The organism is Microbacterium sp. cf332, assembly GCF_900102175.1.
In the GTDB taxonomy this organism is placed as follows: Bacteria; Actinomycetota; Actinomycetes; order Actinomycetales; family Microbacteriaceae; genus Microbacterium.
In genome coordinates this window covers 594,478-615,681 of sequence record NZ_FNKN01000001.1, presented here as the reverse complement: position 1 = coordinate 615,681, position 21,204 = coordinate 594,478, and the positions used below count along the sequence as shown (strand labels likewise).

Annotated in this window: 19 protein-coding genes and 1 tRNA gene; 10 read left to right on the top strand and 10 right to left on the bottom strand. The window is 71.7% G+C overall.

Annotation, left to right across the window (positions count from 1 at the left end; all coding sequences use genetic code 11):
- Positions 1–3 precede the first annotated feature (3 nt).
- The 3 genes from crtI to BLT21_RS02885 are packed head-to-tail and all read right to left on the bottom strand — an operon-like array spanning position 4 to position 3,532.
- Entirely contained in the window at positions 4–1,611 is a 1,608-nt protein-coding gene (crtI, locus tag BLT21_RS02895; RefSeq protein WP_091498983.1) for a phytoene desaturase family protein, read from the bottom strand.
- On the bottom strand, positions 1,608–2,480 hold the full coding sequence (locus BLT21_RS02890) for a phytoene/squalene synthase family protein (RefSeq protein ID WP_091498981.1): 873 nt from the start codon (positions 2,478–2,480) through the stop codon (positions 1,608–1,610). Before BLT21_RS02890 ends, crtI begins: the two co-directional genes overlap by 4 nt.
- Positions 2,477–3,532, bottom strand: coding sequence for a polyprenyl synthetase family protein (locus tag BLT21_RS02885; protein ID WP_091498979.1), 1,056 nt, complete (start codon positions 3,530–3,532; stop codon positions 2,477–2,479). Before BLT21_RS02885 ends, BLT21_RS02890 begins: the two co-directional genes overlap by 4 nt.
- 175 nt (positions 3,533–3,707) lie before the next feature.
- On the opposite strand from BLT21_RS02885, the gene BLT21_RS02880 reads away from it, so the two are divergent.
- Positions 3,708–4,094: a MarR family transcriptional regulator gene (locus BLT21_RS02880; RefSeq protein WP_371113413.1), complete on the top strand. Its 387-nt coding sequence runs from the start codon at positions 3,708–3,710 to the stop codon at positions 4,092–4,094.
- 111 nt (positions 4,095–4,205) lie between these two features.
- Here BLT21_RS02880 and BLT21_RS02875 read toward each other — a convergent pair.
- Positions 4,206–4,279: transfer RNA gene (locus BLT21_RS02875), tRNA-Met, on the bottom strand.
- A 252-nt stretch (positions 4,280–4,531) separates the two neighbouring features.
- Here BLT21_RS02875 and BLT21_RS02870 point away from each other — a divergent pair.
- Positions 4,532–5,350, top strand: a complete 819-nt coding sequence (locus tag BLT21_RS02870; protein WP_091498969.1) for a carbon-nitrogen hydrolase family protein — start codon at positions 4,532–4,534, stop codon at positions 5,348–5,350.
- On the opposite strand, the gene BLT21_RS02865 is transcribed toward BLT21_RS02870, so the two are convergent.
- Complete coding sequence (locus BLT21_RS02865) at positions 5,324–6,523, bottom strand: aminotransferase class I/II-fold pyridoxal phosphate-dependent enzyme (protein WP_091498960.1); 1,200 nt, start codon at positions 6,521–6,523, stop codon at positions 5,324–5,326. The two genes, BLT21_RS02870 and BLT21_RS02865, sit on opposite strands and share 27 nt — an antisense overlap.
- 100 nt (positions 6,524–6,623) lie before the next feature.
- Between BLT21_RS02865 and BLT21_RS02860 the strand changes: the two genes are divergently transcribed.
- Genes BLT21_RS02860 through BLT21_RS02850 form a run of 3 tightly spaced genes read left to right on the top strand, consistent with a single transcriptional unit; the run spans position 6,624 to position 10,823 of the window.
- Positions 6,624–8,105 (top strand): S1C family serine protease, encoded by a 1,482-nt coding sequence (locus BLT21_RS02860; protein ID WP_091498958.1) that lies wholly within the window; start codon positions 6,624–6,626, stop codon positions 8,103–8,105.
- A gap of 43 nt (positions 8,106–8,148) precedes the next feature.
- Positions 8,149–9,393 carry a CDP-glycerol glycerophosphotransferase family protein gene (locus BLT21_RS02855; protein ID WP_091498957.1) on the top strand — a complete coding sequence of 415 codons (1,245 nt, stop codon included), beginning with the start codon at positions 8,149–8,151 and terminating at the stop codon, positions 9,391–9,393.
- Positions 9,390–10,823, top strand: coding sequence for a CDP-glycerol glycerophosphotransferase family protein (locus BLT21_RS02850; protein ID WP_091498955.1), 1,434 nt, complete (start codon positions 9,390–9,392; stop codon positions 10,821–10,823). The genes BLT21_RS02855 and BLT21_RS02850 overlap by 4 nt, the downstream gene beginning before the upstream one ends.
- A gap of 23 nt (positions 10,824–10,846) precedes the next feature.
- Here BLT21_RS02850 and BLT21_RS02845 read toward each other — a convergent pair whose 3' ends face one another.
- Positions 10,847–11,938, bottom strand: coding sequence for a glycosyltransferase family 2 protein (locus BLT21_RS02845; RefSeq protein WP_091498953.1), 1,092 nt, complete (start codon positions 11,936–11,938; stop codon positions 10,847–10,849).
- A gap of 56 nt (positions 11,939–11,994) precedes the next feature.
- On the opposite strand from BLT21_RS02845, the gene BLT21_RS02840 reads away from it, so the two are divergent.
- Positions 11,995–13,263: a CDP-glycerol glycerophosphotransferase family protein gene (locus tag BLT21_RS02840; protein ID WP_091498950.1), complete on the top strand. Its 1,269-nt coding sequence runs from the start codon at positions 11,995–11,997 to the stop codon at positions 13,261–13,263.
- A 46-nt stretch (positions 13,264–13,309) separates the two neighbouring features.
- Here the strand turns inward: BLT21_RS02840 and BLT21_RS02835 are convergent, their stop codons facing one another.
- The 3 genes from BLT21_RS02835 to BLT21_RS02825 are packed head-to-tail and all read right to left on the bottom strand — an operon-like array spanning position 13,310 to position 15,225.
- Positions 13,310–13,531, bottom strand: coding sequence for an SCO4848 family membrane protein (locus BLT21_RS02835; protein WP_091498946.1), 222 nt, complete (start codon positions 13,529–13,531; stop codon positions 13,310–13,312).
- Complete coding sequence (locus BLT21_RS02830; RefSeq protein ID WP_256335891.1) at positions 13,528–14,493, bottom strand: hypothetical protein; 966 nt, start codon at positions 14,491–14,493, stop codon at positions 13,528–13,530. The genes BLT21_RS02835 and BLT21_RS02830 overlap by 4 nt, the downstream gene beginning before the upstream one ends.
- A gap of 39 nt (positions 14,494–14,532) precedes the next feature.
- On the bottom strand, positions 14,533–15,225 hold the full coding sequence (locus BLT21_RS02825; protein ID WP_091498943.1) for a phosphocholine cytidylyltransferase family protein: 693 nt from the start codon (positions 15,223–15,225) through the stop codon (positions 14,533–14,535).
- A 205-nt stretch (positions 15,226–15,430) separates the two neighbouring features.
- Here BLT21_RS02825 and BLT21_RS02820 point away from each other — a divergent pair, with 205 nt between their 5' ends.
- The 3 genes from BLT21_RS02820 to BLT21_RS02810 are packed head-to-tail and all read left to right on the top strand — an operon-like array spanning position 15,431 to position 18,839.
- Positions 15,431–17,038, top strand: a complete 1,608-nt coding sequence (locus BLT21_RS02820) for an ABC transporter ATP-binding protein (protein ID WP_256335890.1) — start codon at positions 15,431–15,433, stop codon at positions 17,036–17,038.
- The gene (locus BLT21_RS02815) at positions 17,014–18,549 is read left to right on the top strand and encodes a hypothetical protein (protein ID WP_091498940.1); all 1,536 of its coding nucleotides are present in this window, start codon (positions 17,014–17,016) and stop codon (positions 18,547–18,549) included. Before BLT21_RS02820 ends, BLT21_RS02815 begins: the two co-directional genes overlap by 25 nt.
- Before the next feature lie 23 nt (positions 18,550–18,572).
- Positions 18,573–18,839: a DUF3039 domain-containing protein gene (locus BLT21_RS02810; RefSeq protein WP_023951164.1), complete on the top strand. Its 267-nt coding sequence runs from the start codon at positions 18,573–18,575 to the stop codon at positions 18,837–18,839.
- A gap of 51 nt (positions 18,840–18,890) precedes the next feature.
- Here the strand turns inward: BLT21_RS02810 and BLT21_RS02805 are convergent, their stop codons facing one another.
- Positions 18,891–20,213 carry a nicotinate phosphoribosyltransferase gene (locus BLT21_RS02805; protein WP_091498937.1) on the bottom strand — a complete coding sequence of 441 codons (1,323 nt, stop codon included), beginning with the start codon at positions 20,211–20,213 and terminating at the stop codon, positions 18,891–18,893.
- Positions 20,214–20,352: 139 nt separating this feature from the next.
- Here BLT21_RS02805 and murI point away from each other — a divergent pair, with 139 nt between their 5' ends.
- Entirely contained in the window at positions 20,353–21,189 is an 837-nt protein-coding gene (murI, locus tag BLT21_RS02800) for a glutamate racemase (RefSeq protein ID WP_091500659.1), read from the top strand.
- The last annotated feature ends 15 nt before the right edge of the window (positions 21,190–21,204 follow it).

Genomic DNA, 21,204 nt, shown 5'->3' with positions numbered 1-21,204 from the left:
CGGTCAGCCGGTCGGCGGCACGGGCGCGGGAGCGGGCTCGGCGAGAGGACCTGCCGTCGTATCGCCACGCAGACGCTTCACGACGAGCTCCGCCGAGATCAGGCACATCGGCAGCCCGATACCCGGCAGTACCGACGAGCCGGCGTAGAAGAGCCCGGGCACCTTCTTCGATGCGTTCCGGGGCCGGAAGAGCGCGCTCTGGCCGAGCGTGTGGGCGAGGCCGAGCGAGTTGCCCCGCCACGCCCCGAGATCGCGGGCGAAGTCGGCGGGCGCGATGGTCCGCCGCACACGCACGCGCGCGGCGAGGTCGGGGACCCCGGTCCATGCGGCGATCTGCGCGATCGCCTGATCTGCGGCGGCCTCGATGACCGGGTCGCCGCCGCCGTCGACTCCACCGCGTCCGAGCTCGGGATCGGCGGGGATCGGCACGAGCACGAACAGGTTCTCGGAGCCCGGGGGGACGACCGTGTCATCGGTCGCACTCGGACGGCAGACGTAGAGCGAAGCCGGATCCGGGATGCGGGTGTCGCGGCCCGAGATCGCGTCGAAGTTCTCTCGCCACGCGCTCGTGAACAGGAGCGTGTGATGCGCGAGCTCGGGCAGCTCGCCGTCCACGCCGAGCAGGATGAGCAACGCGCCGAAACTCGGCGTGCGCTTCTGCCACCACCGCTCGGGATAGGACTGGCGCTCCGGCGGGAGCAGGACCGTCTCGGTGTGATGCAGATCGGCGGTCGAGACCACGAGGTCGGCGGCGACCTCGGACGTGTCGGCGAGGCGCACGCCGGTGGCGGTGCCGTCGGGTGCGGTGAGGATCTGCGACACGGCCGTACCGGTGCGCACCTCGACGCCGCGCGCGCGAGCGAGGCGCTCGATCGCCGCGATGATCTCGGTGAACCCGCCGCGCGGATAGAGCACGGCGTCGTCGAGATCGAGGTGGCTCATGAGGTGGTAGAGGCTGGGCACGTCATAGGGTGACGAGCCCAGGAACACCGCCGGATAGCCCAGTACCTGCCGCAGCATCGGATCCTCGAAGCGGCTCTCGACGTAGCGATTCAACGAACGCGTCAGCAGCGGCGCCAGCGTGGGCACGCGGCGTAGCAGATCGGGGTCGCGCAGCCCCTCGGTCGAGGCGTAGGTGTCGTAGAGGAACTTCGACACGGCGAGGTCGTAGGCGTCGGCCGCGGAATCGAGGTACTCGTCGAGACGGGCTCCGGCACCGTTCTCGCGGCTCTCGAACAGCGCGGTCGCCTCAGCGCGTCCCGAGACGACGTCGATGTACTCCCCGGCACCGTCGTCCTCGGGTTCGGCGTACACCCGGTAAGCGGGCACCAGGGGGACCAGGTCGAGCTCGGCGGCGGCACTGGTGCCCAGGAGCGCGAAGAAGTGCTCGAACACCTCGGGCATGAGGTACCAGCTCGGACCGGTGTCGAAGCGGAAGCCGTCGCTCTCCCACGAGCCCGCCCGTCCGCCGGTCTCGTCGCGCGCCTCGATGACGGTGACGGCGTAGCCCTCCTCAGCCAGGAGCGCGGCGGTCGACAGCCCCGCGATGCCGCCGCCGATGACGACGACGCGCGATCCCGCCGGCGCAGCGGGCGTGGCGCGGCGGCTCATGACCCGGCTCGCAGCGGTGCGGCGCCGACGGTGGCGCGGGCGGCCAGCCCGAGCTTGACGCCGTTGGGCACCCGGACGCGTTCGCTCGTCGCCCCCGCGCGACGCAGGCGGCGGGAGAGTGCCGTGAACAGGTCGTGGGCGGCGGTGACGGCGCGTCGGCAGTCGGACGGCAGGCGGGGGATGATGGCGCCCGCAGCATCCAGGTCGGCGTCGATGCGATCGAGCACCTCGATGCGGGACGCCGTTCCAGCGCCAGTGACGCCGAGGTAATCGCGGCCGAGCGAGTCGACGTCGTGGGGGAGATCGCGCAAGAAGTTCACGTCCTGGAAGGCGGCGCCGAGACGGCGTGCACCGTCGACGAGGTCGGGATCGGCGGGTCGCGGGTGCGATCCACCGGCGTTGACGAAGGTCTGCAGGCACATCAGCCCGACGACCTCCGCCGAGCCGTACACGTACGAGTCGTGCGAGCCCGCATCGTGCGAGGTGACCTCGAGGTCTGTGCGCATCGAGGCGAAGAACGGGCGCATGAGGTCGGCGCCGATCCCGCATTCGCGTGCGGTGAGGGCGAATGCGTGCACGATGAGGTTCGCGCTGAAGCCCTCGTCGACCGCGACGAGGGTCTCATCCTCGAGTGCATCGAGCACCCGGCGCTGCGCCGCGAGAGGCATACCGGCCTGGGCCGCCGAACCGTCGACGATCTCGTCGGCCACGCGCACGAGGGCGTAGATGCTGCGTACGTGAGGGCGGACGCGGGGTCCGAGCAGGCGCGCCGCGAGGCCGAACGACGTCGAGTAGGCCGAGATGACGACGGCGGCGGCGTCGCGGGCCGTGCGGTCGTACAGGGTGATCGCGGAGCGGTCGGTCGTCACGGGATGCGTCCTTCGATGCCGTCGGCGAGCTGCTCGATGAGCACGCGGGGCGTGGGGGGCAGTTCGGCGGCGCGACGCCGGACCGAGCCGAGCGTCTGGCCGATGAGCGTGACCAGCTGTTCGCGCGCGCCGCTCGCGTCGAGCTCGCGCTGCGCGGCCTGGACGGCGATCGGCCCCGTCGGCGCCATCGCGAGCGCGGATGAGACCTGGGGCCACGACGCCGACTCGCGGGCGAACGAGATGAGGGGCGTGCGCTTGGACTCGCGCAGATCGGCGCCGGCCCCGCGTCCGGCCTGCATCGCGCTGCCGAAGGTGCCGATGAGGTCGTCCACGAGCTGGAACGCGAGGCCGAGATCGGCGCCGACCGACATCAGCACGGCGCGATCGCCGTCGTCGGCTCCGGCCATGACGGCACCCGCGGCGAGCGGGGCGCAGAACGAGTAGACGGCGGTCTTGTCATGGGCCGTGCTGAGGAGCTGCGCGGTGCCGGGCTCGGTGGGCACGACGGCCTGCTCGACGTCGGCGAGCTCGCCGATCGCCGAGACGAGCACCGCGTCGTCGAGGAGGCTGAAGAGGGGGATGCGCTGGTCGCCGGCGATGTCGGCCGTCGCCACGAGACGCGCCGCCTCGTACAGGAGGATGTCGCCGGCGAGGACGGCAGCGGCGTCGCCGACGCGGCTCGCCTCGGCGTCATCCACTCCGAGCGAGCGGGCGTGGACTCGGAAGGTGCCTCCGACGTTGGGCACGCCGCGACGCTCGGTGTCGCGGTCGATCAGGTCGTCGTGGATGACGAAGGCGGTGTGGAGGAGTTCGAACGCTGCCGCGACGTCCCAGAGTCCGGGTGCGCGCCCGCGGTCGCCGTGGAACGCGTCGAAGGCCGTGACGACCAGGGCGGGACGGAACCGCTTGCCGCCCGCAGTCGCGGCACCCGCAGCCCGGACCAGGGCGAGGGCGGAGGAACCGCGCGGGATCGCGCGTTCGGTCAGCCGGGTCAGGACGGCCTCGAGTGCGCGATCGACGGCGGTTGCGTCGTCTTCGGGCAGGGAGATCACGTATACCGTCCTAGGTCTGCCATTCAGCTGGCCTTTTTGCTAGCTTAACTAGCGTTCGAGCCGATGATAACCAGGCGTGAGAGGTGGTGTCCACATGGTTGACCCGAATCCCGACGGGGCGCGGGGTCGTGTAGTGCGCTCCGCCCTCGAGGCCGTGCGCGAGTTCAGTGACGCCATGGACCGCATGCACACCGGGCTGCGGTCCGACATGGACATGAACGCCACCGATCTGTCCGCGCTGCGCATGCTCAGCATCCGGGAGCAGCGGGGCGAGCTCGTCAAGCCGCACGACCTCGCACGCCATCTCGGCATCTCCAGCGCGTCCACCACCAAGCTGCTCGATCGCCTCGCGAAAGAGGGGTTCATCGAACGTGAGCCGCATCCGAACGACCGTCGTGCGCTCGTCATCACGCTCACCGATTCGTCGCGTCGCGACTTCGGTCGGCACTTCGCCGCTCGGATGTCGCGGATGCGCGGGGCGATGGATCCGTTCAGCCCCGACGAGCTCGACACGGTGACGCGCTTCCTCGCCGGTATGAGCGATGCGATGATCGCCGACTGACGATCTCGGTACCCGCACCGCCGCGACCCTCCTGCCGGTGAGAGGCGTATTCGAGCGTTGTCGGCGGGAATGACGAAGGCCCCGTCTTTCGACAGGGCCTTCGTGTTTCTGTTGCGGGGACAGGATTTGAACCTGCGACCTCTGGGTTATGAGCCCAGCGAGCTACCGAGCTGCTCCACCCCGCGGCACAAGAGATAACACTAGCACGGGGTCTGGAGGTCGTCCAATCGGGGCGCGATCGCGGGCGCGCCCGGGCGTGTCGCGGTGCCGCGCGCGTCGGTCGTGTTGCCCTTCGCGCCCGATGGAGGCGAGGATGACGCCATGAGCCCAGCGACATCGGCCACCGGCCGCTACGACGACACCGTCGCGGACGTCGCCGACGCGACACCGGGGATCGTCGCGCCGGTCGTCTACCGCCATCGCCGTCCGGAGGATCGATGACCGCTCTCGCCGTCGCACAGTTCGCGCCCGCCGCCGACCCCGACGCCAACCTCCGCGCCATCGGAGACCTCGTCGAGCTCGCCCGCTCGCGGGGAGCGGATGTCGTGCTGCTCCCCGAGTACTCCAGCTACTTCGTCGACCCCTTCGACGACACCCTCCGCGAGAACGCACAGGACCTCGACGGCCCGTTCGTGCGCGGTCTGGCCGAGCTCGCGCGGGCTCACGTCGTGCACATCGTGGCCGGTCTGCTGGAGCGGGCCCCCGACGGGGAACGCGTGCGGAACACCGTCGTGGCGGTCGGGCCCGACGGGATCGTGGCGACCTACCGCAAGCTCCATCTGTACGACGCGTTCGGTCAGCGCGAGTCCGACTGGGTGCAGGCCGGCGACGTCCGCCCTCCCGAGACGTTCGAGGTGGCCGGCGTCAGGTTCGCGCTCATGACCTGCTATGATCTCCGCTTCCCGGAGATCGCGCGCGTGCTCGCCGACACCGGCGCGCACGTGATGCTGGTGCCCGCGCAGTGGGTGCGGGGTCCGCTCAAAGAGCTGCAGTGGAACACGCTGCTCCGTGCGCGGGCGATCGAGAACACCGTGTTCGTCGCCGCGGCCGACCATCCGCCGCCCCTCGGCGTCGGCAATTCCGGCGTCTTCGACCCGCAGGGGGTCGAGATCGCGGCGATCGGCACGATGACCGATGTCGTCGTCGCGCATCTCGACGCTCACGCCGTGGAGCGCGTGCGGCGTGTCAACCCCGCGTTGCGGTTGCGACGCTTCGATGTGGTTCCGCGGTCAGAAGGCGCCGGCGAGCCGGGCTGAGGCCTCCGCGAGCACATCGGGCCGTTTGCAGGCGGCGAAGCGGACGAGTGTTCCGTAGCGCGCGCGATGCGCGGCCGACGCGAAGGCCGTCAGCGGGATCGCGACGACGCCCGCACGCTCGGGGAGGGATCGGCAGAACGCGTCCGCGTCGACTGCGCCGAGCGGCGCCGCGTCCGCGACGGTGAAGTAGGACCCGGCCGGCGTCGACACCGCGAAGCCCGCCGCGCGCAGTCCCTCGCCCAGCAGGTCGCGTCCCGCCCGCAGCCGGTCCGCGATGCCGACGAAGACGTCGTCGGGCAGCCGCAGCCCCGCGGCGACGGCGGGCTGGAACGGGCCGGCGTTGACGTAGGTCAGCCACTGCTTCACCGCGAGCACAGCGCGCACCAGCGGTTCCGGGCCCGACACCCAGCCGACCTTCCATCCCGTGACCGAGAAGGTCTTGCCGGCGGACGAGATCGAGAGCGTGCGCTCGGCCGCGCCGGGGAGCGTGGCGATGGGGACGTGCGGCTGATCGAAGGTCAGGTGCTCGTACACCTCGTCCGTGACGATGACCGCGTCGTGCCGATGCGCCAGACGCACGATCTCGTCGACGGTCTCGCGGGAGAACACGGCGCCGGTCGGGTTGTGCGGATCGTTGACGAGGATGAGACGGGTGCGGTCGGTGACGGCGGCGGCGAGCTCGTCGAGGTCGGGCTGGAACTCGGGCCACCGCAGCGGTACCGGCACGAGTCGGGCGCCGGAGAGCGCGACGAGGGCGGCATACGCGTCGTAGTAGGGCTCGAACACGACGACCTCGTCGTCAGGCCCCTCGACGAGCGCGAGGACGGTGGCCGCGAGCGCCTCGGTCGCGCCGGCCGTCACGAGGACGTCGGTCGCGGGGTCGAGCCCGATGCCGTACCAGCGCGACTGGTGCTCGGCGATCGCCGCCAGGAGGTCGGGTTCGCCCCGGCCGGGCGGGTACTGGTTGCGGCCCGCCGAGATGGCCTCGCGGGCCGCCTCGAGCACGGCGTCGGGGCCGTCCTCGTCGGGGAACCCCTGCCCGAGGTTGATCGCCCCCGTACGACCCGCCAGGGCGGTCATCTCAGCGAAGATGGTCGGGACGGCCAGGCCGTCGTCGGTGAGCAGTCCCGCGCCGCGTGCGGCGCGGCGCCAGGCGCCGGGAACCTCGTGCATCCGGCTCAGGCTACACGCATAGGGCCATCCCAACCCCGGCATAGGCAAACCACAGCATCGCGCGGCAATCTGATCTCGCTTGGACAAAGGAGCAACCCCGATGAGCGACCAGCACACCCCCGACGACCGCACTCCCGACGCGCAGCGTGCCGCAGAGCAGCCCGCCGATCAGACGAGCACGCCCGCGGCGACGACGCCCGATGCGTCGGCCGCGTCCGCGGGTGCCGCGATCCCGCCACGCCCGCCGCTTCCCGGCGCATCCGAAGGCGCGGGCTCGGCGTTCCACACCCAGCCGACCCAGCCGTACGGCCAGCCCGGTCTCCACGCCGCAGGTCCCTCGTACGGGCAGCCGTTCGTCACCGCCACGGCTCCCGAGCCGCACGACCGCGGCAAGGTCGGCGGCGCGAAGATCGCCGCGATCCTCATCGCTGCGGCGCTCGTCGGCGGTGCGGCGGGGGTCGGGGGCGCTGCCGCAGTCGGCTCGTCGTTCGTCGCGGCGCCGGCGTCGCAGAGCGCCGGTCCCTCGTCCATCACCGTCAACAACCCCGATTCCGTCAATGCGACGACCGCGATCGCGACCAAGGTGCTGCCGAGCGTCGTCACCATCTCCGCGTCGTCGGGCACGTCCGGCGGCACCGGATCGGGCGTCATCCTGAGCGATGACGGATACGTCCTGACCAATACGCACGTCGTGACGCTCGACGGTGCGACCGGCGACCCCCGTCTCTCGGTCACGACCTCCGACGGGCGGGTGTACGCCGCGACCGTCGTGGGCACCGATCCGACCTACGACCTCGCGGTCATCAAGCTGACGGACGCGTCGGGCCTGACCCCCATCGAGTTCGCCGACTCGAGCAAGCTGAACGTCGGTGACCAGACGGTCGCCGTCGGCGCCCCCCTCGGTCTCTCGAACACGGTGACCACGGGGATCGTCAGTGCGCTCAACCGATCGATCCAGATCGCGTCGTCGGCGGCGCCCGACTCGGAAGGCGATACCGAGCAGAGCACCCCTGGGGGCCGGACGCCTTTCGAATTCGACTTCGGTCAGGGCCAGCAGACGCCCTCGCAGGCGACGTCGTCCATCGCGATCTCCGTCATCCAGACCGATGCCGCGATTAACCCCGGGAACTCGGGCGGCGCGCTGGTCGACGGCGAGGGCCGGCTCATCGGCATCAACGTCGCGATCGCGAGCGCGGGCGGTACATCGACGGAGGCGGGCTCCATCGGCGTGGGCTTCGCGATCCCCTCGACCGTCGCGGAGCGCGTCGCGAACGAGATCATCGACGACGGCGCCGCCACCCACGGCCTCCTGGGCGCGACGGTGGGCGACGCCGCCGCGGCCGAGGGCGCCACGCGGGCCGGCGCGCTCATCAACGAGGTGACCGCCGGTGGCGCAGCAGCCGAGGGCGGGCTGCGCGGCGGCGACATCGTCACCGAGTTCAACGGCATCGCCATCACGGACCAGGTCGACCTGACCGCGCAGGTGCGCGCCCTCGCCGCGGGAAGCGAGGCGAAGGTGACCTACCTCCGCGACGGTCGTGAGCAGACGGCCACCGTCACTCTGGGCGAGCTCCAGCAGTAGGCATCGTTCCGGTCCGGACGCCACCCCGCGCTAGGCTCGCGGGGTGGCGTCCTTCTCGTTCGGCGCGGGCAATGTACGCAAGGTCCTGCGCATCCCGGCGTATCTCGCGGGACGGGTGGCCACCCTCGTCATCCCGCGCCGGCGCGGCGACTGGGTCTTCGGCTGCGCGGCCGGCATCACGGACGGGGCCCTCGCCCTCTGGCAGGCGGGCCCGCGCCGCCGCGCGGTCTGGCTGGTGTCCTCCGACGAGCAGGCGGCCGACGCGGAGCGACGCGGCATCCCCACCGTCCGACGGGATTCGCTGCGCGGTTTCTGGCGCACGGCGCGCGCGGGCGTCGTCGTCGTGACCCACGGATTCGGCGACGTCAACCGCTACGGCGTGGGCGGCGCGTTCCTCGTCCAGCTCTGGCACGGCATCCCGCTCAAGCGCATCGGCCTCGACGCCCCGGTGACGACGGACCCCGGACGCTTGGTGCGTGTTCCCGGCATCCGCCGGCTGCTGGCGTGGGCCTACCGGCGCACACAGGGGCAGATCGATCTGCTGCCCGCCGCCTCGCACCTCGTGAGGGGCCGACTCGAGAGTGCTTTCGGGTTGGAAGACGACCGTGTGCCCGTGCTGGGCGAGCCGCGCGTCGACGTGCTCTCGTCCGGCGACCCCGCGGCGGCGCGCCGGCGGGCACGCGCATCGCTCGACGAACTCGTGCCGGGGCTCGGAGGATCGCGCCTGGTGCTCTACGCGCCGACCTGGCGCGACGGCGAGCCCGACCCCGCCACGCCCGGCCCGGCGGACTGGGATCGCGTGCTCGGCGTGCTCGAGGCGCACGACGCGGTCCTCCTGATCCGATCGCACCCCCTCGGTGGTGGCGACTACACGCCGCCGCGACCGACCTCGCGTGTCCGGATGCTGGGAAGCGCTGCCGTGGCCGACGTCACGCCGCTGCTCGCGGGGGTGGACGCCCTCGTGACCGACTACTCGTCGCTCGCCTACGACGCCGGCCTCGTTCCCCTCCCGACGCTCTTCCTCGCCCCGGACGTCGAGAGCTACGCACGTACGCGGGGCTTCTACGGCACCTATCGCGAGGTCGCCGGCGACGACGTGGCGCGGTCGTGGGAGGTCCTGTGCGCGCTGCTCGACGAGCTGCTCGGCCACGAGGAGACGGCCGAACGCCTGCGCGCCCGTGCGGCCGCCCTCAGCCGGCGGGTGCATGCGTGGCGCGACGGGGGAAATGCTCGACGGGTGCACGAGGCGATCGTCGCCGCGGTGCCGGCGGCGGGGGAGAGAGCATGATCCGCATCGGGTTCGCATCCGCCACACGCCCGGAGCTCACGGTCGACGGCGCAGGCGTCGTTCCGGCGAGCATCGAGCTGGTCGGGCGGCGGGCCCGGGTCCCCGGTGTCATCACGACCGACGGCGACCGCTGGTCCGCCCGCATCCCGCTGCACGTCGAGCGATGGTCCGACGCGCGACTGCCCCTTCCCGCCGGACGGTACGAGCTCCGTGTCGAGGGCGCACCGATCGGGGGCGACCCGTCGGGGCCGGCGCTGACGGCGCCGTCGCTCACCGCCGAATGGACGGGCGCGCACCTGATCGTCTCCCCGCCCGCGGATGAGGCGCCGCGCGTGGCCCCGAGGCGGCGCAACGGTCGCCGCGACACCGCACTGCCGCCGCTCGAGAACGCGGTCTTCTTCGAGAGCTTCTACGGTCGCAGCGCGAGCGACAACCCGCGCGCGATCGACCGCGAGCTCGCGCGCGTCGCACCCGGCATCACGCGCTACTGGAGCGTCGTCGACCTGTCGATCGCCGTGCCCGAGGGGGGCATCGCGGTCATCGAGGGCAGCGCGGAGTGGCATCGGGCGCGCGGTGTCGCGCGCCTCCTCGTCGTCAACGACTGGCTGCGTCACGGCTTCGCGCGCCGTCCGGGACAGACCGTGCTGCAGACCTGGCATGGCACGCCGCTGAAACGACTGGCGCTGCACCGTCCGGGTTTCGACCCCCGGCGCGCGCTGGCGGTCGTCCGCGAGAGCCGGCGCTGGGACATCCTGCTCGCGCAGAACCCCTACAGCGCCCGAGTGCTGCGGGCCGCGTACGCCTTCCGGCGGCGCCCCGTGTGGGTCGAGGGCTATCCCCGGACGGACGACCTGCACGCCGGTGATGGCCGCGCGGTGCGCGACGCGCTCGGGATCGACCCCGGCGAGCGTGTCGTCCTGTACGCGCCGACCTGGCGGGACGACCGGGAGACGCTCGTGGACTTCCTCGATCTACCCGCCCTCGCCGCTGCGACGGACGCGGTCGTGCTCGTCCGGGGCCACTCGCGCACGATGGCACCGGGGGCCGACGAGCAGGGTGCTCGCGTGATCGACGTCACGACGCATCCGGACCTGGCGGGACTGCAGCTGGCTTCGGACGTGCTGATCACCGACTACTCGTCGATCATGTTCGACTACTCGGTGACGGGGCGGCCCATCTACTTCTTCGCGCCCGACCTCGAGCGCTATCGCGGTGAACTGCGCGGGTTCTACTTCGACCTCGCCGCGTCGGCCCCTGGACCGGTGCTGAGCACGCAGGACGAGCTCGTCTCAGCGATCGTCGAGCGAGAGGGCGGCGACCCCGACCGTTACGCGCGGTGGCGGGCACGGTTCAATCCGCGCGACGACGGCCGCGCGGCCGAGCGTGTCGTGGCGCGGATCCTCGATCAAGGCCTCGTCAGCCGCGATTGAGCCGGCCGTGCGTCGCCGCCGCCTCAGGGCAGCGGGGTGTTCCGCGCGAGCCGTGAGGTGTCGACGGTGCCCCGAGCCCCCCGCAGCGCACCCTGCAGGAAGCCGAGGCCCCAGGAGAAGTGCATCGACGGCAGCACGGCGAGCGTCCACAGGCGATCGCGCGTTCCCCGCCCGCCTCCTCGGCCCGCGGCGACCGCGCCGATGAGCGCCGCGTAGGCGGCGACCGGCAGGTGGAGGACCGACAGCACGACACCGGCGCGTCCCGAGACGACACCGAGCAGCTGCGCTGCGCCCACGGCGACCGACGTCGCGGCCGCGATCACCAGCATGGGGGGAGCGAAGAACCGCAGTCCGTTGCGGCGGCCGAAGCGGCGGACGAGCTCGCCGCGCCACGATCCGGTCGCGCGGAACTGGCGCACCAGGCGCGTCCAGCTTTCGCGGGGCCAGTACGTCACGTGGAGATCGGGGTCGAACCAGACCCGGTACCCCGCACGTCGGATACGGAGATTGAGCTCCCAGTCCTCGCCCCGTCGGATGCCCTCGTCGAACAGACCGACCTCGTCGAGGACGTCGCGCCGCATCACACCGAGGTAGGCCGACTCGGCGGGACCCTCGCTCGTCCCGCCGTGGTAGGCCCCGCCGCCCAGACCGATCCGCGAGTTGTAGGCACGGGCGACGGCGCGCTGAAAGGGGGTGCCGCCGTCCGCGCGCATCACGCCGCCGACGTTCGCCGCCTGCACGCGGGCGAGGGTGTCGAGCGCGGCGCGGGTATAGCCGGGTTCGAGCTCGGAGTGCGCGTCGACCCGCACGATCGTGGGGTGCCGGGCCGCCCGGATCGCGATGTTCAGCCCGACGGGGATGTGGGCCGCCGGATTGCGGACCAGTCGGATGCGCTCGTCCTCGTCGGCGAGTCGGCGCGCCACCGCGTCGGTGCCGTCCGACGACGGGCCGAGAGCGAGGACGACCTCGATGGGGACGTCGAGCTGCTGGGCGAGCACGCTGCGTACGGCGTGCTCGAGATACTCGCGCTCGTTCAGCACCGGGATGACGAACGAGACACCCGCATCGCGGTCCGGCACGGGGGCCGGGCGCCAGCGCTGCGCGTCTTCATGCATCCGTCGATCATGTCACGCGCCCCGGTCGCGTCCGGCACGCTGGGTACCCTGGAGGGGTGGGAATGATCGCGGACGTTCGTAAAGCAGTCGGCCTCGTACGGCGGGCGGTGTCGAACCGGGCCGCCTACTTCGACGTACGACGCTCACTCGCGCGGCTCCCGCAGCCCCCGCGGGGGCATTTCGAGGTCGCGGTCTACTTCGCCGACGGCGACGTCAACATGTACCAGATGCGGCAGTGGTACAAGCCGTTGCAGCGGCTCGCTGAGACCTGGCCCGTCGTGGTCATCAGCCGCAGCGCGACGGGCGCGCAGGCACTCCTCGCGGACGGCGCCCTGCCCGTCGCCTTCGCCCCGTCTGTGCGCATGCTCGAGCAGGTCGTCGCGTCGCAGGACATCCGCGTCGTGCTCTACGTCAACCAGAACACCCGGAACTTCCAGATGTTCCGTTACGGGCACCGGTGGCACGTGTTCATCAACCACGGCGAGTCCGACAAGATGTACATGACCACGAACCAGTTCAAGGCCTACGACTACGCGCTCATCGCAGGCGACGCCGCGCGCGAGCGGCTCGGGCGTGTGCTGTGGGACTACGACCTCGACGCGCGCACGATCGCGATCGGACGCCCGCAGGCCGACCACTTCTCGGGCTCGCTGCCGTACCCCGACGACGATCGCACGGTGATCCTGTACGCCCCGACCTGGGAGGGCGACCGTCCTGCCGCCCACTACGGCTCGATCGCGTCGCACGGCGAGGCCCTCGCGGCCGCGGTGCTCGCCTCGCCCCGGCATCGTCTCGTGTACCGCCCGCACCCGCGCTCGGGCGTCGTCAATGCGGCCTACGGCGACGCGCATCGCCGGATCGTGTCGGCGATCGCAGCGGCCAATGCCGAGGACGCGAGCGCCCATCACGTCTACGACGACGGCCCGGAGCTGGGATGGCAGCTGGCAGCGGCCGACCTGGCCGTCGTCGACATCTCGGCGATGATCTACGACCGACTCGCGATCGCCAAGCCGCTGATCGTCACCCGCCCGACCGATCCCGCTGCGCTCGTCGACACCGGGGGGTATCTCGCGGACGCCAGTTGGCTCGACGCCACCGACGCGAAGTCGATCGTGGAGATGACCGACCGCGTGGTGGCGGATCCCGGTGCCTCAGAACGCCTCGGCGCATGGTCGCGCCACTATTTCGGCGACACCGCACCGGGTGCCGCGACGGCGCGCTTTCACGCGGCGATCGACCTGCTGATGCGCCGATGGGTCGAATGGGACGCCCGGTCTATGACGGTCGCGGACGAGCGCGACGAGGCGGAGTTCGACGACGCCTGAGCCCACAGGCGCCAGAGAGCCGATGACGGCCGGGCAGCGACCCGGCTCAGGCGGAGCCGGTGCCGACGACGACCGCGGCCACCACGAGGAGCGCGGAGAGGACGAGGGCGACCGCGACCAGCACGAGGTGCACCGTGAAGAAGCGCGTGCGGCGGCCGTCCGCGCCGATCGCCCGAGGATCGCGGGCGACCCGGCGCAGGAAGGTCGGCCAGGTCACGACGTTGAACAGTGCCGCGATCACCAGGATGGCCACCACCAGGATCGTCACGACTCGCTCCCGTCCGCGCGCGCGGCGGTGGGGCGACCCGCTTCGTCGCCGTCGGCCACCGAGTCGCGATCGTCGCTACCGCCGCTGCCGTCGCGGCGGAACGGCCGGGAGGCGATCGCGCCCATCTGACGTCCAGCACCCGTGAAGACGCCGCCGATGCGGCGCCCCAGCATGCCGGGTCCTCGTCCGATCGGTTGATCTCCGGGGCGCGGATCCAGCCCGGCCGGGAACATGCCGGGCACGACCCCGAACGCGCGACGTGCGCCGGAGACGATGCGGCGGCCGAGGATGTGGTTGCCCGTACCGCCGATGGCGGCTCCGATGCCGAACGGCAACGCCTTGCCGACGACGGACGCGCTGCCCGCCGCTGCGAAGCGTCGCAGGAACGCGTGGGTCAGCCGGTCGAGGACGGGTCCGACGGCCGTGCGGGGGAGCGACGAGGTCACGAGCTCTCCCCAGTACGAGCTCCGTGGTGCACCGCGTCCGCCGGCCTGACGGGCGAACTGACCGACGAGGTCCGACCCTTCGCGTCCGAGCATGAGGGCGAGCACCAGAGCCCGCGCGCGGTCGGGGTTCTCGACGGGGATGCCGTGCAGCTCGGCGAGCGACTGGGCGTACAGGGCCGTCGCCTCGAGGAACCCCGCCGTCTCCACGCCGCTCAGCGCGAGCGTGGTGGCGGTGCCGATGCCCGGGATGACGGCCGTGGCGCCCACCGCCGCGCCGCCCGTCGTGACGGCCGTCAGGTAGCGGCGCTCGAGCATGTGCGCGATGTCCGCCGGCGTCGCGTCGGGGTGCCGGTTGCGGATGCCGCGCAGATGCGCGAGCACGACGGGGCGCTGCACGGCCAGCAGCCGATCGAGCGTCCGCACCGTCAACGGGTGCCGGGTCTGTGCGGGCTCGCCCGCATCTCGACGCGGAGCGTCGGCGGGCAGGGAGTCGATGCGATGCACCTTACGGGCCATGCGACCCATCATCTCGCGCCGGAGACGCGGTGGCGTCGATCAGACGTAGAGGTTCGCGCGCTCGAGGTCTTCGGCGAAGTCCACCTCGACGGCGTACAGGTCGGAGATGTCCATCGGCTCCAGAAGCAGTCCGTTCTCGGCGATGGCGAGCTCGAGGCCGCGCTCGAAGTAGTCCTGGTCGTCGACGCGCCCGAGCTGGGCGATCAGGGCCTTCTTGTCGCGAGCCGAGATGTAGTTGATGCCCACCGCTTCGCCGATGCCGCCACGGACGGTCTTCGACAGCTCGCGGATGAAGCCCTCGTCGCTGACCGTGTACTTGACTTCTTCGTCGCTCACCTTGGCCGTGTTGACCGTGACGAACGACTGGTCGCGCTCGATGAGAGCGACGGCACGACCGAGCACGCGGGGGTCGAAGACGACGTCTCCGTTCATCCAGAGCACCCCGCCGCGGCCGGATGCCTTGAGCGCGCGCAGCAGGCTCTGCGACGTGTTGGTCTCGTCGTAGCGGGCGTTGTAGACGTAGTCGACATCCGGGAAGGCGTCGACGATCGTCTCGGCGCGGTAGCCGACGACGGTCGTGATGCGCGCGTCGTCACCGAAGGCGGCACGGATGTTGTCATGCTGCTGCTGCATGATGCTTCGGCCGTCGCCGAGCTCCGTCAGCGGCTTGGGGAGGGAGCGGCCGAGACGGGAGCCCATACCAGCGGCGAGGATCACGATCTGAAGGGCCACGAGAATCTCCTGAAGTTGCGAGTTAGATCAGTGTTCACCGGAGTGACGCCCCGGCACAGAGATTTTCATGCTAGCGATACCGTCTGTGAGGTCGCCGGAACACCCCGGGCCGTTGCGTTTTCGTGACCTTGCGGATCGGTTTCTCACGGCGACTCCGGATGACGCGCCGCCTCGCCGCCGACTGCCCCCTTGATAGGTTTGGGGGGTGACAGACGACTCACCCGCCCCCCAGGACGAGCAGCGTGTCGCGTCGCCTGTCGACACCTCGGTGCCGCCTCTGCCCGACACGCCGGCCGATGTCGTCGCGGCCGGACTCGACGCGACGCCCGAGTCGGCGAAGACCCCGCCGCGCACGCCCAAGCCGCGCAAGCCGAGATCGGCGGCCACCGGCGGGCCGAAAGCCCCTCGCAAGGCGCGCGCGAGCACCGCCCCGAAGAGCGCGACGCCCCCGGCCGCCGAGAAGATTGTCGTGGCGCCACCGCTTCCCGAGATCCCCGCGTCGGTCGCTGCGGCGGCGTTCGCGACTCCCGCCGACGACGCGCCGGAGTCGCCGACCGACGAATCGTCGCCTCAGCCCGCGGAGGTCGACACGCCGCCGCGCGCCGACATCGAGGCGCAGCGTGCACTCGCGATCGAGGCGGAGCCTGAGCCTGCGGCCGAGCCGGAGCCTGTGGTCGAGCCGGAGCCTATGGCCGAGTTGGCCGCGGAACCCGAGGCTGAGCCTGCGGTCGAGACCGCCTCGGAGCCTGCGGTCGAGCCGGAGGCTGCGGTCGAGCCCGAGCCCGAGCCCGAGCCCGAGCCGGAGCCGGAGCCGGAGCCGGAGCCGGAGCCCGAGCCCGAGCCGGAGCCCGCGACGCCCGCGGAACCCGAGCCCAAGCCGGAGCCGGAGTCGGAGCCGGAGCCCGAGTTGGCCGCGGAACCCGAACCCGAGCCCGAGCCGGAGCCTGCGATCGAGGCCGCCGCCGAGCCCGAGCCCGCAGCCGACGCGGAGGACGAGCCCGTCGTCGCCGCGGCCGATCAAGACGTCGATCCCGCGGCGGGCGGCGACACCGCACCGGCCGCGCTGCGGTTGCGCGCGGTCGCGAAGACCTACGGAGAGGCGCGTGCGGTCGACCGGATCGACCTCGAGATCCCCGCGGGATCGTTCTACGGCCTCGTCGGTCCCAACGGTGCGGGCAAGACGACGACCCTCTCGATCATCGCGGGCCTCCTGCGCCCCGACGAGGGAAGCGTCGAGATCGCGGGAATCGACATCCGTCGCGATCCTGCCGGCGCGAAGCGTCAGATGGGCGTCCTTCCCGACCGCCTGCGCACCTTCGATCGCCTCTCCGGACGCCAGCTGCTCTACTACTACGGCGTCCTGCGCGGATTGAAGCCCGCCGTCGTCGAGAATCGCATCGCCGACCTCGCGCGCGCGTTCGATCTGACCGACGCCCTCGGGCGCAGCGTGTCCGACTACTCGGCCGGCATGACGAAGAAGGTCATGCTCGCCGGCGCGATGATCCACTCGCCGCGGCTCCTCGTGCTCGACGAGCCGTTCGAATCCGTCGACCCGGTCTCGAGCGCGGTCATCCTCGACATCCTGCAGAAGTATGTCGCCCACGGGGGCACCGTCATCCTGTCGAGCCACGGCATGGAGCTCGTCCAGCGGGCCTGCACCGGCGTCGCGGTGCTCGTCGGGGGACGCATCCTCGCCGCAGGAACGGTCGACGAGGTTCGCGACGGTCGGACACTCGAGCAGCGCTTCCTCGAACTGGCCGGCGGAACCAGCGCGGTGGAGGGCCTCGAATGGTTGCACACGTTCTCCGACTGAGGCTCGACGTCCTCATCGGGGCACTGCGTTTCCACCGCGCCCGCGCGTTCGCGGCGACCGGTGTCGCCGCTGTGCTCGTCGCCGCCATCGTCCTGGCGCTGCTGCGCCTGCAGGGCACACCGATCACGAGCGCCCTCGTGGTCCTCGCGATCGGCGGTGCCGCCGTCTCGTTCTGCTTCGCGCTCGTTCCGCTGATCGTGCCGATCCGCGACCCGCTCGACCCCCGGGCGTTCATCGTGACGGGGCGCGATTGGCGGCTCGTCGCGATCGCGACGGCAACGGCCAGCCCCGTGAGCCTGCCGTCGCTGGGGGTCATCGTGGTCGCGGTCGTCGTCGCCTCGACGTGGTCCGCGCACGGCGTGGATCCCGTCGCAGCAGGGTTCGCCGCCGCGCTCGTCGTCGTCACGCAGCTGCTCCTCGCCCGTGTCGCCCTCGGCATCGCGGCGCTCGTGCTCGCCGATCGCCGCTCGCGCGAGCTGACGATGCTGCTCCTGCTCGGCCTGGCGGTCATCGCCATCCCGGTCGCGGTCTTCCTGGCCTCGCTCAATTGGGACGACGGCGTGCCGGCGCCCCTCCTCGCCGCTGTCGAGACCCTCGCCGTCACGCCCATCGGCGCCGCCTGGATCCTGCCGCTCGACCCCCGTCCGGCGGTCATCGCGGTCGCGCTGCTGTCCGTCGTGCTGCTCGGCGGCGCCTGGGCCCTCATCGTGCGCCGGATGCTGACCCACACCGAGCGCCCCGTCTCGGTGCGCGAGCGTCGCGGCCTCGGCTGGTTCACCGTCACCCCCGGCACCCCCGGGGGCGCCGTCGCCGCGCGATCGCTCGTCTACTGGCTGCGCGATCCCCGTTACCTCGTCGACGTCGCGATCATCCCGGTCGCGTCCGTCGTCGCGGTAATCCCGCTGGTCATCGTCGGGGTGCCGCACGAGTTCGCCGCCCTGATCCCGGCGCCGCTCATCGCCCTCTTCCTGGGCTGGGTCGTGCACAACGACCTCGCCTACGACGGATCGGCCATCTGGCTGCACATCTCCAGCGCCGTGCGGGGCGCATCGGACCGCGTCGGACGCATCGTGCCGCTCCTCCTCGTCGCCCTGCCACTGCTCGCCATCGCGATTCCCGTGGGCATCGGCACCCACGGCGACTGGACGGCGCTCCCGACCATGGTCGGGGTCTGCTCGGCCCTCCTCTTCGGTGGGCTCGGACTCTCGTCCGTCGCATCCGTCGTCGCACCGTACGCCGTGGCGCGTCACGGCGACAGCCCGTTCCAGCAGCCGCAGCGGACCGGCGGGGGAGCGGCGCAGGGCAGCGTGCTCGTGGGGGCGCTGGTGGCCGCGGCTCCGGCCCTATGGTGGGCGTGGCGGTTCTTCGATGGCGAGCCCGAGGCGCGGTGGTGGGCACTGGGGGTCGGCGTGGGGGTCGGGCTGCTGGTGCTGACGATGGGCATCCTGATCGGCGGCGCCCTCTTCGATCGGCGCGGCGATCGCCTGATGGCATTCGCCGAGACGACCTGACCGTTCGCCGATAGAATTCCCGCATGAGCACTCCTCTCGACTCTCCCGACCAGGGCGGTCTCGCGACCCTCGACCGTGAGCTCGAAGAGCTCATCCGCGAGGAGACGATCGAGCCGGGCGACCACGAGCGGTTCTCGCACTACGTCAAGAAGGACAAGATCCTCGAGTCCGCCATCACCGGCAAGCCGGTACGCGCGCTCTGCGGCAAGAAGTGGACGCCGGGTCGTGACCCGGAGAAGTTCCCGGTCTGCCCGACGTGCAAGGAGATCTACGAGTCGATGACGCGCTGATCGCGCCCGACCTGCCGCCGCTCTCGGCGTTCCCCCTCCGTACCGCGCGCCTCAGCCGGCGTCGCGGTAGGTGGTGGGAATGGCGGGTTCCGATCGGCTGAGCGCGAGTGCCCGGACCGGCATCTCCTCGATGACACGGGCGTGATGCTCCCGCGCGGCGCGCACCCCGGCCGGCCCGGTCCAATCGGTCACCGCGCGGCCGTCCGCGAACAGCGGGGTCTGCAGGGCTCGGGAGTCCGGGTGCGCGGCGGGCGTGTCGGGGGGCTCGAACCCGTCGGAGACGACGACGATCTCCTCGGTCGCCGTGCCGTCGCGGAGCACTCGGAACGCGGACTTGCGACCGCCGTGCGAGACCTTGTCGGCCGAGGCCTTGGCGACCGAACGCCACGAGCCGTCGTCATCCTGCCGCGCGACGAGCTTGTAGACCATGCCGGCGGTAGGCGTGCCCGAGCCCGTCACGAGCGAGGTCCCCACCCCGTAGGCGTCGACCGGGGATGCCGCGAGCGCCGCGATCGCGTACTCGTCGAGATCGCTCGTGACCGTGATGCGCGTCTCGCGCGCGCCGAGATCGTCGAGCTGAACCCGTACGTCCGCGGCCACCGTCGGCAGGTCTCCCGAATCGATACGGACGCCCCCGAGCCCGGGGCCGGCTACGCGGACGGCGGTCGCGACCCCCTCCGAGATGTCGTAGGTGTCGATGAGGAGAGTCGTGTCGACGCCGAGCGCATCGATCTGGCTGCGGAACGCCTCCTCCTCGCTGTCGTGGAGCAGCGTCCAGGCGTGCGCGGCGGTCCCCATCGTCGGAATGCCCCAGGTGCGCCCCGCCTCGAGGTTGCTCGTCGCGCCGAACCCGGCGATGTGGGCGGCACGCGCCGCCGCGACGGCGCTGCGCTCGTGCGCGCGTCGCGAGCCCATCTCGGCGAGCGGACGGTCGCCCGCGGCGATCGCCATGCGCGCCGCGGCGGTCGCGACCGCGGAGTCGTAGTTCAGGATGCTGAGCACGAGGGTCTCGAGGACCACGGCCTCGGCGAAGGTGCCCTCGACGGTGAGGATGGGCGACCCCGGGAAGTACAGCTCGCCCTCGCGGTATCCCGTGATCGTTCCCGTGAAACGGTAGTCGGCCAGCCACGCGAGCGTGCGCTCATCGAGCGACCCGTGCTCGCGCAGGAACCGTAGCTCCTCATCGCCGAACCGGAAGTTCTCGACCTCTTCGAGCAGGCGGCCGGTGCCCGCGACCACCCCGAACCGTCGGCCGCCCGGCAGGCGGCGGGCGAACACCTCGAACACGCACTGGCGGTCGGCGGTGCCGTCGCGCAGGGCCGCCTGCAGCATCGTGATCTCGTACCGGTCGGTGAGCAGAGCACTGGAGGCCATGACTGCCACTGTAGCGACGCGAGCACGCGGGGCGGAGGCTCACCGGCGACCCGCCGCGATGCGGTATTGCGCAGCATCCCGCGCGCCGGGGCACGGACCGCGGTGGGTGCGTCACCGACGCGGGGTAGGCTCGATGATCGTGAACGACGCGCCCATCGGCATCTTCGACTCGGGCGTCGGCGGACTCACCGTCGCACGGGCCGTCTCGCAGCTGCTGCCGCGGGAATCGCTGCTGTACATCGGCGACACCGCGCACTCGCCCTACGGGCCGAAGCCCATCGCAGACGTGCGGCGCTACGGTCTCGAAGTGCTCGACACCCTGGTCGACGAGGGCGTGAAGATGCTCGTGATCGCGTGCAACACCGCCTCGGCGGCCCTGCTGCGAGACGCCCGCGAGCGATACGACGTCCCCGTCGTCGAGGTCATCAACCCCGCCGTCCGCACGGCGATCTCCGCGACGCGCAACGGCCGCATCGGCGTCATCGGCACCGTCGGCACGATCGCATCGCGCGCCTACCAGGACATGCTCGAGGTCAACGAGCGGCTCTCCGTCTTCGCGGCGTCGTGCCCCCGGTTCGTCGAGTTCGTCGAAGCGGGCATCACCCAGTCTGCGGAGGTACTCGCCGTCGCGGAGGAGTACCTCGCGCCGCTCCGCGACGCCGACGTCGACACGCTCGTGCTCGGCTGCACCCACTATCCGTTCCTCGAGGGCGCCATCAGCTACGTGATGGGTCCCGATGTGACACTGGTCTCGAGCGACTCCGAGACCGCGAAGGACGTCTACCGCCAGCTCGTGTCGCGCGGGCTGCTCGCGAGCGACGACGCCCTGCCGCGTCACGTCTACGAGGCGACGGGCGACTCCGCCGACGACTTCCTCGCCCTCGCCGACCGCCTCATGGGGCGCGGCGTCGCATCCGTGCGGCTCGTCCAGACGGGCGCCATCCCCCTGCCCAAGCTCGCCCCGCCCGCATCCTGACCCCATCCGCCGTCC